Raw genomic sequence first — 13,822 nt, 5'->3', positions numbered from 1 at the left:
CCGTTTTTTCTCGTAAATTATATTTTCTTTCAATCGGAAAATCAACTTTTAGCATGTTTAATAAACAAAACAGAATTAAACTATATTTATATTGCATATAGTCAATAATAATTATAATATTATTATATAGTCAATGAAAAGAAGGGGGTTTTAATCATTTGAGTATTTTACTCATTGTAAAAGGAATTTTGATAGTAATTGCAACCGTTTTAGCCATTATTTCGCTGGTTCGATTAAGCAAAAAGAAAAAACACTTTCAAATATTCCCTGAGAGTATCAAAAAAGAGTATTTCAAAGAAGCCCGAATGATGACCATTCTAAATCTGCTATCGGTTGCATTCATCTTCGTTTCTTTTTTCCTCATACACAATAACATGTTTTTCCTCCCCGTCACGCTTTCTTTATTTCTGAGCCTAAATGCTTTATTTGCACAAGAAGAAGATTTCGGAGATTTAAACAATGACAAACACACGAAGAAATAAACAATGAAAGGAGGCACAAGATGTACAATGAACGCTGTCATACAACAAGAAGCAATTAAACGAGAAGAAATTAAAGTCGTCAGACGAGGAGAAATTTATTTTGCAAACATTGGCTCGGAAGGCGTTGGTTCTGAACAAAATGGCGTTCGCCCTGTGTTAATTTTGCAAAATGATATTGGCAATAAATACAGTCCAACCACGATTGTCTGCTTAATCACCTCCATGAATAAAAAATTAGACTTACCTGTCCACTTGGTAATCGAAAAAGAAGTTTCTTGCCTACCCCAAGATTCCCTGATTTTATTAGAGCAAATCAGAACCATAGACAAAAAGCGATTGATTCGGAGAGTTTCTAGACTCCCCCATCAAAGGGTTGAAGACATAAATGAAAAATTGCGAGTAAGTTTAGGCTTGAATAATCAAGCGAAATAATACATCAAAAAAAGGCTCTGTTAAAATCAATCAGCAGTGTCTTTTTTATTTCTTGGAATTAAAAAAGAGGCTCCACCCTGTAATTGAGTGACCACCTCTTTTAGCTTATTTTTTTTACAGACAACGATTTTATCTTACCTAATTCAATCCGTGGAGAAAATTCTATCATTTCCACTCCTCCAATCTTTTGTAAAGGAAGTAGGATGTGCAACGGATACATAGGGGCTACCGTTATCATTCTAACATTATCAACCTGGTGTTCGGTTTTAAACTGTATGGGATAATAGATGGATTGCCATAACAATTCCTTATCCTCCGTTACCTTTAACTCAATAATGACGTATTGCTTTTCTTTGTCTCTGGCTAAAATGTCAATTCTTCCATTTTGTATCGTGTATTGCCTGCCTACATACGTAAGCCCTTCTTCGATAACGTCCAAATGTTTTATCAGGTACTTTTCCAATTCACTTTCCGTAATGGTTTCCGTATTAGACGTAACAAACTTCTCTGCATGTATATCGGCATAATAGCGTTCTTCTAAGGTTCGAACAAAGAAATGGTAAGAAGTGGGATAGGTTACCCCCTCTATTTTGTCGGGCGCAATCACATTCGCTTCATACCGTTTGTTTAATAACTGCAGAGCATTCCACTTCACATACGAAAAGTAAAAAGAACTGGATTTATAAGGTTCTGACTTGTTCTTTGCATGCGTCATTAATTTATTCCGTTCTTTCTGGATAAACATCTCGAACGATAACATTGTTCCTTTCGAGCTTGAAACGGGCTTCCTAGAGGCTTGGAACTGCCAATCTTCCAATATATTTTCAATCGAACCATCCACTCCATGCCGTTTGCTTACCGTTTCTCCTTTATATTCAATCCCTTCTTCTGAATACGGAATATGTAATTCTTGGAGTAAGAAATCTACCAAATAGCGATTCCAATTTCCTTTATTCAACTTCCTATCAAGGTGCTCAATTAAGAATCGTAAATAGAAATAGTGAAAAAGGACTTTTTCCTGTTCAATTCCATAAACCCGTTGAAGTTTTTTAAAAAACAATTCGCTTAATTCACTTTCGTAGTTCATCGTGGTATGTCACCTCCTCTCTTACGACAACGTATACAAGGACGAAATGAATAGTTGCTTTCGGAGTCTCGTATAATATCGCATGACCTAAATTTTATATAGTCATTATATGTAGGGTATTGACTATTGTCAATTAATTTAATAGGTATGTGGTAAAAAATAATTGACAAATTATAATTACTACCATATAATAACTATATAGCAGATGGGTTTTAAAAAGACCGCATCACATGAACGATACTAAGGAGGAACAACAAAATGAAACAGAGAAACCCACAACAAATTATTCGGTTCGATGGAAAAAACGTATTTATGGAGGTTATGAACAACGCCTTCAACATTGGAAAAGTGCAAATTAATTTCATGGAGTACAATACGAATGCGGAAGTAAACAGTAGAATCACAAAGAATCTTCCGATTTACATTGACATTCATAAGTTTATGGTACTTGCTAATGACATTCTGTCGGGAAAAATGTCTAAGCTGGCACAGGAAGCCATTCAAGCAAAAGAAAAAGGAAACTATAGATTCGCAAAAGAGATTTATACGGATTTAGGTGGCATTTCTGCCGAAAACCTTAAAAACCGTGACAAAGCACGTCCTGATGGCAAGTCATTATCTCGCCAATTCAAAATCACTCCTGGTGATAAGGCTCCCTGGATTTTATCTGCTGAGTACGGAGCGGGAGAAGAAAATGAAACGGGATTAATCGTACCCAAAGGTCGTCCAGAAGAATCCCTACGAGTTCCGCTTCAAGACGATGATTTTAAAAAATTTGCGATTGTAGTGATGTCGCATATTCATAGCTTCCATGCTTCTCAGTATGCTAAGGAACAATTAAACCAACAAACTGAATCATTAACGCAACAAATACAAGAACTAAAAACGGAATTAGAGCAATACAAACCTGTTATGCGGGGCTTATATAAGTTTCTGCAATCACAGGGAGTTCAAATGAACATGAATAAATAATGCAACACGAAAAGAAGCGAGTTATTCTTGCTTCTTTTTTTGTATGAAAAGGAGCGAGATTCCTTATCTGTCAAGGATTTTTCGGTTCTACAACTTTCGGAAAACATAAACCTATATATTGCGAAAAAAAGTCCAACGCATTTTGATAGAAAATAGCTTGAAAACTTCCAATAGAAGTGTTGAGAGGTCTACCCCATTAATACACCTATCAAAATAAGAAACGTTACCATACAACGCAGAATGTTTTTCATCGCATGCCAAGCATGGAAAAAATAAAACCTTTAAACAAAAGAAAATCCTACATCAGATGGATATAGGATGATGGTTAACTATTTAAGCTTGGATAGCTCGTTCAAAAATGACATCGTAGAATTTAGGTAACCCGTTATTAGCGACTCCAGGAGCGAAAATTTGCACCAATCGCCAACCTTGTGAGGAATATTCCGCAATGATTTTTGTGTACTCTTCTTTCGGAGTGGCATTGAAGATACCACTTAATTCAATTTTGATAATTTTATACTCATACATAATGTTATCGACTCCTTTCAGTTAATTCCTATTGGTTTTATATTGTAGTTGCTACCTCTATCGACTTATAACTTCGAGATGGTTGACACCTCTTGAGCTTTTTGACATCAAAAAAGAGTTTTGCAAATGATTTACACTCACAAAACTCTTTAAGTGTCTTATCCAATTTATCAGATGATAGCCTTATTTAGAAGCTAACCATCCTACTGTGAAATTCATTAACTCTGGTGCGTAAAGAATACCAGCGTACACTACAACAGAAATTGCCATACCCCACATACCTCTTCCGACCAATTGAGAGTTGCCGAATGAGCCTGCCATTGACATAACAGCGCAAAGAATAAAAAAGATAATAGCAATAGGTTCAATCACTTTTTGCAAGAAATGAACCACATCGTACGCTTTCTTTTGACCCCATGCGGTAGCTTGGTCGATGGATACTTTAGGAATCTTTACCGCATTATCTACAGCAGGTTGTATACTTGGAACGTTTGTAGCAGTCGTTGGAGATGACGATTGTGTGTTGGTTTGTGGTTGTGCAATACCCGCAACCGCTTGAGTGGAGAATGTATTTGTCGTGGACGCAAAGGCTGGAACACCCATGCACAAAGTTAATAATAGAATAAATACCAATAAACCGATTTTTTTCATACCTTCACCTCCTTGGTTTTTAATATTATAGTTATCTTAAACTAAAGCTATAATTTAACCACATCCGAGAAAGCGAAACCCCATCCAATGATGGGGTTTGCTGTTTACTTTTGATAATTTGCGTTTTTAAAAGCGGCTGGATTAATGGCAACGCTCGTTGGGTCAATTGGAATGGCATTACCATTGTCCAATTTATCCAATTCAAAATGCAGGTGAGGTCCCGTCGAGTTTCCAGCATGACCACTCAATGCTATCAATTGTCCTCTCTGCACATGCTCACCTTCTTTTACATAAATCGTCATTACGTGACCATACACACTTTGTAAGGAAGCACTGTGCTTGATGATGACCACATTTCCATATCCGCCATAAGAGTTATCACTGACCGTCTTTGTTACCACACCGTCACCCGTTGCATAAACTTTCGTTCCGTCATTACAGCCAAGGTCTATTCCTGGATGGTGTTCTGTTGAACCGTGAGCATTCGGATTATCACGATTACCATACGGGGAGGTTACTACAGGATGTGGGTCATTTAAAGGAGGCTGAAAACCTTTTGCATCAGCTATTAAATCGAGTAGTTGTTGACCATCTAAAGTTGGATTGGATAAAGATTGTCCTGCAACAGGTTGCCATAAGTCTAAATTACTGATGTCATCCGTTTTGGAGAATAGGGTTGCATGGTTCATAGCGGTTGCCATTTTTAAAATCCACTCGTACTCCATTCCACCTGCAGGATGGTCATATTTTATATGTGGTTCGTCATTTTTATACGTATGAAACCAGCTTGAAACGGTGCTTACAACTGAGTTCATGAAACTTGAAGCGTAATTTCCAATACTCGAAAGGAATCCTCCATCAGTGGCAGGAGCTTTTCCACTGTGATTTGCCAATGCCTTTAAATTCGGGTCATTTCCCGCATAATATCTGAGTACATCTTCAAGATAACAACTATCTCCGTACATGATTCCTGTTGTATTAGCTATGGATTTATTGCAATTATAGCTTGCACTATGGGTAATACCATGACCTTCACTTTCACCATTATGAAGTCTTTGTTCCTCTCGGTAGTTCATCCACTGTATAGAATTCCAAGCTTCTGGGTGTCTGTTTTTAATTCCATCGATATTGCCCATGTTATACGCTGTGATAGCTTTTAGTAAATCGTGGTATCTGTCTAGGTTAGACTTTAATTCCGCCACACCCACATGAACAGCGTAATCAGCATTATTGATTTGTGAATTTTGGATAGTTATACTACTCTTTGTTTGTCCATCTGCAAGGGTAGCGGATAAGACCTCACCATCAGGATGACCACTCAATTGCATAAGTCCACCTGCGACATCCGCTTTACCACTTGATTCTTGTGCTATCATCGCAATGATGATATAAGGGTCAATTCCATACATCGCGCCGTATTTGATTGCATCATCCTTATATTTTGCGGCGGCGGCAAAGGAATCAGATTTTATACTTCCGCCTAAATTCATATCGAAATTGTTAATTTGACCAACTCGTTTATCAAAGTTGAAATCGGTCATAACACTTTTAGGCATAAAGCTTTGAAAGTTGTAGAGGTAATCCTTCAAATAACGCTGTCCTGCGTCTTCAAATTTATCCTCTTTTTGAACAGGAATGGTTTCATACACCGCACCTTTTCTGTATTTGTATAGAGGGATTGGCTCACATTTGTCACATGGGTAGGCATAACCGTAAAGAATTTTAATAAAATCTGTGTGTTTGTTTGGTGATTTACCAGCTTTTAGGGTATCAATTTGTTGTGTTTTATTTTCATAGGTGTAATTATGGGTTCCTTGAAAAGTCACAGCCGTTGTCATGAGAAAAATGTCTTTTGGATACCCCTCTAAGTTATCCTTGTAATGTTCTGTATAGGCTTCTTGATGAAGACCATTTTCCTTATCCCAGACATCTCTTTGATAGTAATCGCCTTCTACAAAGTGAAGTTGAACGTCCTTTTTGTATTTAAAGACTGAAGCAATTCCATAATCCGCAACGGATTTTATTTTATTTCCTGTTTCTTTTCCGTCATCTCCATATTCTTTTGATAGAACATTTACAAGATAATGCTCGTCGGTTAAAGGTTTTAAGGTTAACTTTTGAGGGTCATAGTTGACGGGTTTTACAAATTGTTCGGGGTAACGAAATTTGTTTTGATACATGTATTCATCTAACGAAAAGAGAAAGTTTGAATTTAGATTGAACGCTTGCTCTTTCCAATAATAATCATGAAAATCCCCGCCATCATAATTCTTTAATTTTTGATTGGTGGTATCATCAATAGGGATTTGCCAATAGGAAATTTGAGAAAAGTGACCGTAAAATTCTTTGATTTGACCGTTTTCCGAACTCAATTGACCTGTTCCATCTTGCGCACCTTTTGTTTGCATGTAGGTTAGGTTGTTTTTGTTGTCTTGTATCATGTTGTCTTGGTTTTGGGTAGCTTGTTTAAAGGTGTATTCTTGTTGCGTTCCTCTTGTTTCAAATAAAATATAGTAACCTGACACAATGACAGATAAGACAATGAGGATGACGGCTAAATAAGGAGCAAGGACAATCAGGGATTTTATGATTGCTTTTACTGCCACTTTCCCCACTTCTTGCAACGCCTTTTTACCTGCATCTATTACCTTTTTCTTAACGGCATTTCCTACCTTACCTGCAACTTCTTTACCTGCTTTACCCGCTTGTTTTGTCACATCTTGGGAGATATCATCACCCCTATTTTGATTTTGCTCTTCGTTCAAGCTATGCCCTCCTTTCGTGTAAACCTATCAATTTTAGCTACAAATAATATGTGATAATGTTATTTACATAACTGGATAAAAAACGAATGTAAGACACCCCCTCTTTTTTGAAGAGGGAGTGTGTGTTTAATTTTTGTTAGGTCTTCCACCCGTATTGGCTTTATTTACACCATTGGCATTAAAAGTCTTTGTTGGGGTGGGCGTTGGATTAGCCTGAGAAGGTTGATTTGCTTTAGGCGGGTCTACCTTAATGGTTCTTTGTGTAGTCATTGGAGCATTTGGACTTTTTGTTTCGATAATTCGTCCATCTCCAAGTGTTTGAACCGATTTTATACCTAATTTTTCTTTTCCAACGTTGTTGTAGGCAACCATCAATCTACCTTCACCACTTCGTGAAACACGCTCAATACCTTGGTCTTTATAATGTTGAATTCGAGTTTCATCTTGTGATTTGAAGGCACTAACAGTATCCTTGAGGTTGATGCGTTCTTGTTGTGAAAGCTTGCTCGTGTCATACGTATAAACGGCATTCCCCGAAGAATCAGTCGTTGCACGAAGGATTCCCTCGTTTCTCATGGCTTCACCATTTCGATGAATTTGAATATCTCCGTTCGGTAAGGTAGAAGTGTACTGTTGCGTATCAGCGGAAAGATTATGGGAAAGGAATGACTCCGCTTTTGCATTAATTCCCTCCACCATACCAGCACCCGCTTGGGACAAACCTTGTTTCGCCTCCCCGAAACCAGATACCATGTTTGCCGCTCCCACTTTAGCTAAACTTGGATTCACTCCACCTAAAGCTAACGCTGTTCCTGCTCCTAATCCCGCCTTCATAACGCCCACACCCGCTTTTAGAGCACCTGTACCAACTTTTGTGATAGGACTATTCGCTACGGAATTTGTTGCAGATTTTACACCCTCACTTGCATTTGTAATACCGTTTTGGATGACTTGGGCAATTTTAGCTTTGTTGCCATCTGATTCTTTGACTTGCGACTGATATTCGGCTATAGTCTTTTGCCCATCTTTTGTGTGATTATCAGCAATGTGGATAGGCGTCTCTTTGTTCGCCATCGTTTCTTTATGAGCATTCAATTTATTCATGGCAGATGCATTGTTGGCGTTGGCTCGAATTTTATCGCTTTTACCTGCTACGTTGCCGATGTCTCCTGTTTGAGTAGAAGCTTCTCGGCTATTGGCATTTCCAGTAGAAGTTGAACCCGTATTGGATTTGTCATTAGCAGATTGTCTAGCTTTGTTCGCTCCCATCGTTGAACCTACTGCAGAACCAACTGCTGTGGCTCCCGCTGTTAAGGCAGACATACCCATCGTGTGTGCAATTCCGCCACCTTGTCCCATCACTAAAGTCTTAAAGAACTCTGTCATTGGAATCATGGCGAATACAACGACCATTCCTTCAATTCCACGAGAACTGGTTGTAAGAGCAAAGAAGAGACTAAGGGCAAAAGCGTGGAAACTTTGTAAGAAAATATTCCCGATTACTTCACGCATCCAAGTTGAAAAGAGTTGTCGCCACTTAGGACCAAATGCAATCGATACAACAAACATAGGTGCGGTTGCTATCAAAATACAGAGTGTAATCGCACGCATGATATAAACGAAGTTTAAATACAAGTCTACGATTAGATAGAAAAATTGCAGGATGATAGCACCTAGCGCACTGGAATAGTTGTTGACTCCAGACATGTCATTAAAATCGGGGGCAGTTGCTCCAAAAACACCAACTAATTTCTGATTGAGCACCATAAACATACTCAAAAACGGAAAAATGAAGGCTAATATGAAGGCGGTAATCATGAGATTTTGCAAGCCTTCAATTAAGGAAACTCGCATGGAGGTATTAATGGTTGCAAGATTTCGCTGAATGAGGAGTTTTACAATGGCAAAGACAATCATTGACCAGGCAAGACCCTGGAAAATCCATTGATAGTAGACTGCTTTATCTGCCCATGCTTTAGGCATAATGCCATAGGTATACGCTTGAGAACCACGAATACCATTATTGAATACCAAGTCTCCTATGCTATATAACCCTAGCAAGTTACGGAATGAGTTGAACGTACTTTGTAACATGCTAGATACAGCACTTTCAAGAGGACCTGGTTTTAAAACGACATCAGCGTTTTGTGTGGTATATTTCTTTTGAAGAAAAGCATAGTTACCTTGGTACATAATCATGTTCCAGTTGAAGTACGTTACATCCCCTTGATATTCTTTGGAATACAATGGGTTGTCTGCCGTTTTCGGAGCCATATACCCTTTTGGTACTTTGTATACAAATTCGTATTCAGCGGATGCATTTCGGATGACAAGATAATCATCTTTCGTAATGCCTCCTTTATCTGGCTCGTTGCTATTATAACTGGCACGTTGTCCAACAAGAACACTCCAATTGCCAACTACTCCACCCTTATTCTTAATGGCTGTAGAAAGTTTATTTGACATCTCAACCAGTTGTTGAACATTGGTAAACGGTGCGTTATTATTGAGAATTTTTAACGCATCATTTAATCCTGGCATTAAGGTGTTCTGAATATAATAAGCTCGCTCTACATCGTTTTTCGTTGCATTGTTAAGAGACTTTAAATACCAGTTTCTTAAACCGTATGGAGGAAACGTGTAGGGCATGGCACTTGTACCCATGTTTTCTGTATTGGCATCCTTATATACTTGACCATCGGCTGGTGGAGAAACAATAAATTCATCCTTTGCTACGTTTTTAAAGTTACCCATAGTGGCTTCAATATGCTTTGATTCCATTTGAAAATAAGAGACATTGTCTTGAACGACATTGCTCTGATACTGGAATTTATTTTCATCAATTAAGACTTGAAAAAAATAGGCATCATGTGCAAAGGCTTTAAATGGATGAACCAATAAAAAGAATAGAAAAAGGAAACCAAATCCTATCATGTTTTTGGTCAACATTTTTTTCAAACGATTTCTACCTCCTTTCCTTTTTAGTAGAATTAATCTTTACTTACATAGGCTCTAGAGATTAATTCCTTCTCATAATCAAATGGAAGTGCGAATGCTACGGAGCTTTCTCCGTTCATTTTGATAAGAAGCTCGCCTCGTTTGGCTCCAAGAAGGAAGTTTCGTTCCCCATCAGATAGCTTAAACGTATCCTGAACTGCATCAATATCGGTTGCATCTTGTTTTAAGAAGATGTTAACAACGGTGTTGGTCAAAACGGCTTTTCCTTGTGGGTTGTCGGCAAACTCGACGAAGTTTTGGGAGGCTACCAGAAGTCCACCATTCCGTTTCCGAATCCGTCTTGCACAGTTTTCAAGGAATGTAGCGGTATATTCATGTCCAGCCATCCCCTTGTTTACCAACATCCAGGCTTCGTCTGCTACAATTCTTTTTTTGATATGGGGATTTTTCTTGATGAATTTCTCCCATGTCCAAGAAAGGGCAATATACATACCGATAGGTCGAAGTACACTTTCTTCCAGACGGGAAATATCGAATGTCACAATGGAAGCATTTTTGAAGTCTGTAAGGTCAGAAGATGTTTGGCAATCAAACAAATCATAAACCCCACCTTTTCTAAACATTTTTAAGGCGTTTGCCAGTCTCAAAATTTCCTGGTTGTTTTCCGTTTGCGCATATTCTTCAAGTTTGATGTGGAAGTCAGTGAACGTTGGCATAGGTTTTTTCATACCATCATGGTAGAATTCGCCCGTTGCTTCATCCAGATAAAGGTCTGTTACATAAAGAGATTTCGGGTCTTCCGTAAAGCCTCTATCTTCATAGAGTTCCGTAATGACATAAGACACAATACTCTTTTGTTCTGCAGACAATCCACCTGCCATAACCGCAATCAGGTTGAGAACGTCTGCTACCCTGTCTTTAATTTTCACCTCTTTTACACCCTTTTCTAATTCCTCCTCTTCTAGGTCGAATGGATTAATTCGGGTATCGGAATCTGGTGCAATATAGATGTGACTTCCCCCGACGGCTTTGGTTAGCTTGAAGTATTCGCCTTCAGGGTCGATTATTACAGTGCGTACGCCTTTTAATGCAGAACGTAAAGTTAAGAGCGAGACGAAAAATGTCTTCCCAGAACCAGCCTGTCCGAACACCGTTAGATTGGAGTTATTCAGTACGCTCCTATCGTAGAAGTCAATCAATACGGGTGTCATCGTGGCTAAGTTAACACCGCAGAATATACCCGTTTTATGACTGATTTCACTGTTGTAGAAAGGAAAACAAGCCGTTAATGCCCCAGAGTTGAAATTGCGAAACATATCGGTGATGTACGTTTTACCAAATGGAAGAACACTCTTGTAAGCATCATCTTGTCTCAAATAAACTGGCATCAAGTCAATTTTTCTTCCCTTCAACTTGTTATCCAGTTTTGTTGTCTGCTTATCTAAATCTTCTTTTGAACTGGCATACAGGTTGCTTAAGATTTCGATATGGAATAGGTTTTCGTAGTTTTGCTCCAGTCGCTCCCGCTGGTCATACAATTGAGAAACTGTATTTCTCAAACGAGTAACGTTTTTGATGTTACCCTTTTGCACTTCAAGAGAAAGCTGTGCTTCAAACTGCGTAATTTTTGCCGTTAATTCATCGAGTGCGGTACGTTCATCAGCAGGTTCTACATAAATGGCTGTATCCATATCTCCATCGTAATTAAACAGGTTGTCTAGCCAACCTACCGAAACGGATGAAGGATAACCATTCAGAACAAAAGAACGTACGAACTTATTCCCTACTTTCAAGTTGTCCTCTTGGCTTCTATCAAAGGAAGGAGGTGCAAATAGGTCTTTTACACTTCTAATTCCCTTCCCCAACACATTCTGAGAAGCAGTTGAGGCGGATGATTTAGCTGTATCAATGGTTAATTCTTGTGTAGCTTGTTTACTTTTTTTATTGAACAATCCCATTTCTCACATTCCTCCTTACCTTTTCGTATTTAGATGGTTGTTCATTGAGATTTCATCGTCTTCGTCAAAATCGATGGATAGGTCAGAATCAGTCTGACGATAATAACCACTGGTTTGGTCTCGAAGCCTGTCCAAATCAGCAATCGCTTTTTCAACATTTACTCTGATAAAATCAGGAACGGTTTCACCTAGAAGTTCAGTCTTCAAGCGCATTTGTGCTTCATACAAAATCCAATCCAGTTTGGCATCTTCAGTGAGATTTTCAATTTTTCTCTCTGTTGATTGGGTAAGTAATGATAAAAAGTCGCCGTTGACGATGTTCTCAACTTGAGCATAGTTGTCTTTGTGATAGGTGGAATAAACCAGTTCCGCCAGTTCTTTGGTGTCTAAAATCTTCGCTTTTACACCAACAGAACTGAGTCCGTCAACAATTATGGAAGCTCTGGTGTGAAGCTCTTTAACCGAGTAATCATATTTTTCGTCGTCAGATAAATCCGCAAGCGTAATCGCTTCTTCGTACGGAACGATAATGTACTTTTTCTTTTGCTTGTTGTTTCCGATGTATGAATTCAAATTGCTCATTTCGCTGTAATAAATGTTTGCGTAATCTTCCAGGTTCGGAAATTGCTTAACAGCGGCTTTTAATTCTTCTTCCATCAGACTCAACATTTTGGTATTATCCATGACTTTTGTTTGGATGTAGAAGGTGACAGGAAATGTTAATGAATTGAGGAAACGTTGAAAGGAGATTTCAATCAATTCTTTTTCATTGTCCGTTTTGAGGTTATAGTTCGTAGAAGAAGCTTCAATAACAGCGCGGTATTTATGACCACCCATGATAATCATGTTATCCTTAATATCCTCAAAAGGAAGAAATTCCTGGGCAGTTGAAATGTTGTCAACTGTGGATGTATCGGCTTTGGTTGGGTCTGTTTTATTCAATTGCTTCATTACGGCATAAATCATGCCACCAAATACAAGAATAAAGACAACCAACATAATAATTGGCAGTGCCACCTTATAACTTCACCTCTTTTCGCATATTGGGTAACTTTTGTGTTTTTTTCTTGAAACGTCTTTTTCGGGTGAGATATTGAAACAGGGTGAGTCCATGTTTTTTGTAAAGGGCGAATGGCGCACCTGATAGACAAAAAAGACCGCCCATCGTAAGTGCAAGACCACCAATTTTTGTTAGGCTATAGATAATCCCAAAAACAGATGCTCCTAACGCCAATCCACCTAAAACCCAAAAAAATTGGTTAAGATTTAAAATACCGCCTATGACTTTTTCTTTTTCATTCATGTTAGGCGGAATGTTATACACTCTCATAGAAAAAGTGCCAACAGCCTCCGTTTTGGAAGCCATTGACACTATTCACCTCCTTCATTGGCTTTTCTTTTGCAGTTTATTTGTATGCACGGGAAAGTTAGTTGACGGAGTTGTAGAAGAATCCAACGATAATGGATACTGCACCAAGTCCAGCGGCGGCTAATCCAGTCCAAAGAACACCCGTTAAGGCTTGGCTTCTAGCTTGTGGATTACCAGCGGATGCACCCAATTTCATAAATTGCACGATGAAAAACGCAATCATGGAAACCGCACCGATACCAGAAATACCAACAATGAAGTTTCTATATTTAGAAAGGAGGGTATTCCAAGCGTTTGTGTCTTTAGAATCAGATACACCTTTAAAATTCATGGTAGAACCGCCAGTTCCAGTTCCAGGGTTAATGCTAACTGATAAATCACCAACTCCAGCACCACTAGCCGCATGGGATGCAATTGGATGACCGAATACCATAAAAAGAGCTAGAATCATTGCCACTACAATACCCATTGAAAATTTTTTATTTTTAATTGCAGTCACTTTTGTTCACCTCCTCTTCGTAATGTATTTTTATTATAGAAAGGAACGATTTTTACATCAACACTATAATCGTTCTACAGTGTTCTATATACTATATGCAAATAAGCTATCATTATCATGC

12 protein-coding genes are annotated in these 13,822 nt (G+C 38.4%); 3 read left to right on the top strand and 9 right to left on the bottom strand.

All coding sequences use genetic code 11. The features are described from left to right. Positions 1-158 precede the first annotated feature (158 nt). Both PP175_RS27565 and PP175_RS27560 read left to right on the top strand, forming a co-directional pair. Positions 159-482: a hypothetical protein gene (locus tag PP175_RS27565; RefSeq protein WP_272443410.1), complete on the top strand. Its 324-nt coding sequence runs from the start codon at positions 159-161 to the stop codon at positions 480-482. A gap of 27 nt (positions 483-509) precedes the next feature. Beyond that, complete coding sequence (locus tag PP175_RS27560) at positions 510-914, top strand: type II toxin-antitoxin system PemK/MazF family toxin (RefSeq protein ID WP_272443409.1); 405 nt, start codon at positions 510-512, stop codon at positions 912-914. A gap of 100 nt (positions 915-1,014) precedes the next feature. Here PP175_RS27560 and PP175_RS27555 read toward each other — a convergent pair whose 3' ends face one another. Continuing rightward, positions 1,015-2,001, bottom strand: a complete 987-nt coding sequence (locus PP175_RS27555; protein WP_272443408.1) for an endonuclease NucS domain-containing protein — start codon at positions 1,999-2,001, stop codon at positions 1,015-1,017. 258 nt (positions 2,002-2,259) lie between these two features. On the opposite strand from PP175_RS27555, the gene PP175_RS27550 reads away from it, so the two are divergent. Continuing rightward, entirely contained in the window at positions 2,260-2,973 is a 714-nt protein-coding gene (locus PP175_RS27550) for a hypothetical protein (protein WP_272443407.1), read from the top strand. 333 nt (positions 2,974-3,306) lie between these two features. On the opposite strand, the gene PP175_RS27545 is transcribed toward PP175_RS27550, so the two are convergent. From PP175_RS27545 to PP175_RS27510, 8 genes are all read right to left on the bottom strand, one after another. Further along, positions 3,307-3,501: a DUF4177 domain-containing protein gene (locus PP175_RS27545; protein WP_272443406.1), complete on the bottom strand. Its 195-nt coding sequence runs from the start codon at positions 3,499-3,501 to the stop codon at positions 3,307-3,309. Positions 3,502-3,684: 183 nt separating this feature from the next. Next, on the bottom strand, positions 3,685-4,152 hold the full coding sequence (locus PP175_RS27540) for a hypothetical protein (protein ID WP_272443405.1): 468 nt from the start codon (positions 4,150-4,152) through the stop codon (positions 3,685-3,687). 104 nt (positions 4,153-4,256) lie between these two features. Continuing rightward, on the bottom strand, positions 4,257-6,917 hold the full coding sequence (locus PP175_RS27535) for a M23 family metallopeptidase (RefSeq protein WP_272443404.1): 2,661 nt from the start codon (positions 6,915-6,917) through the stop codon (positions 4,257-4,259). 126 nt (positions 6,918-7,043) lie between these two features. Next, positions 7,044-9,875, bottom strand: a complete 2,832-nt coding sequence (locus PP175_RS27530; protein WP_272443403.1) for a hypothetical protein — start codon at positions 9,873-9,875, stop codon at positions 7,044-7,046. Positions 9,876-9,907: 32 nt separating this feature from the next. Further along, entirely contained in the window at positions 9,908-11,833 is a 1,926-nt protein-coding gene (locus PP175_RS27525; protein WP_272443402.1) for a VirB4 family type IV secretion system protein, read from the bottom strand. Positions 11,834-11,848: 15 nt separating this feature from the next. After that, positions 11,849-12,850 carry a TraC-like domain-containing protein gene (locus PP175_RS27520; RefSeq protein ID WP_272443401.1) on the bottom strand — a complete coding sequence of 334 codons (1,002 nt, stop codon included), beginning with the start codon at positions 12,848-12,850 and terminating at the stop codon, positions 11,849-11,851. A 1-nt stretch (position 12,851) separates the two neighbouring features. Further along, positions 12,852-13,199: a PrgI family protein gene (locus PP175_RS27515; protein ID WP_272443400.1), complete on the bottom strand. Its 348-nt coding sequence runs from the start codon at positions 13,197-13,199 to the stop codon at positions 12,852-12,854. Between the two features lie 61 nt (positions 13,200-13,260). Next, the gene (locus PP175_RS27510; protein WP_272443399.1) at positions 13,261-13,701 is read right to left on the bottom strand and encodes a hypothetical protein; all 441 of its coding nucleotides are present in this window, start codon (positions 13,699-13,701) and stop codon (positions 13,261-13,263) included. Between the last annotated feature and the right edge of the window lie 121 nt (positions 13,702-13,822).

This window comes from Aneurinibacillus sp. Ricciae_BoGa-3, from assembly GCF_028421645.1.
In the GTDB taxonomy this organism is placed as follows: domain Bacteria; phylum Bacillota; class Bacilli; order Aneurinibacillales; family Aneurinibacillaceae; genus Aneurinibacillus_B.
The sequence above is the reverse complement of the archived record's forward strand: the minus strand, read 5'-3'. Positions and strand labels throughout refer to the sequence as shown.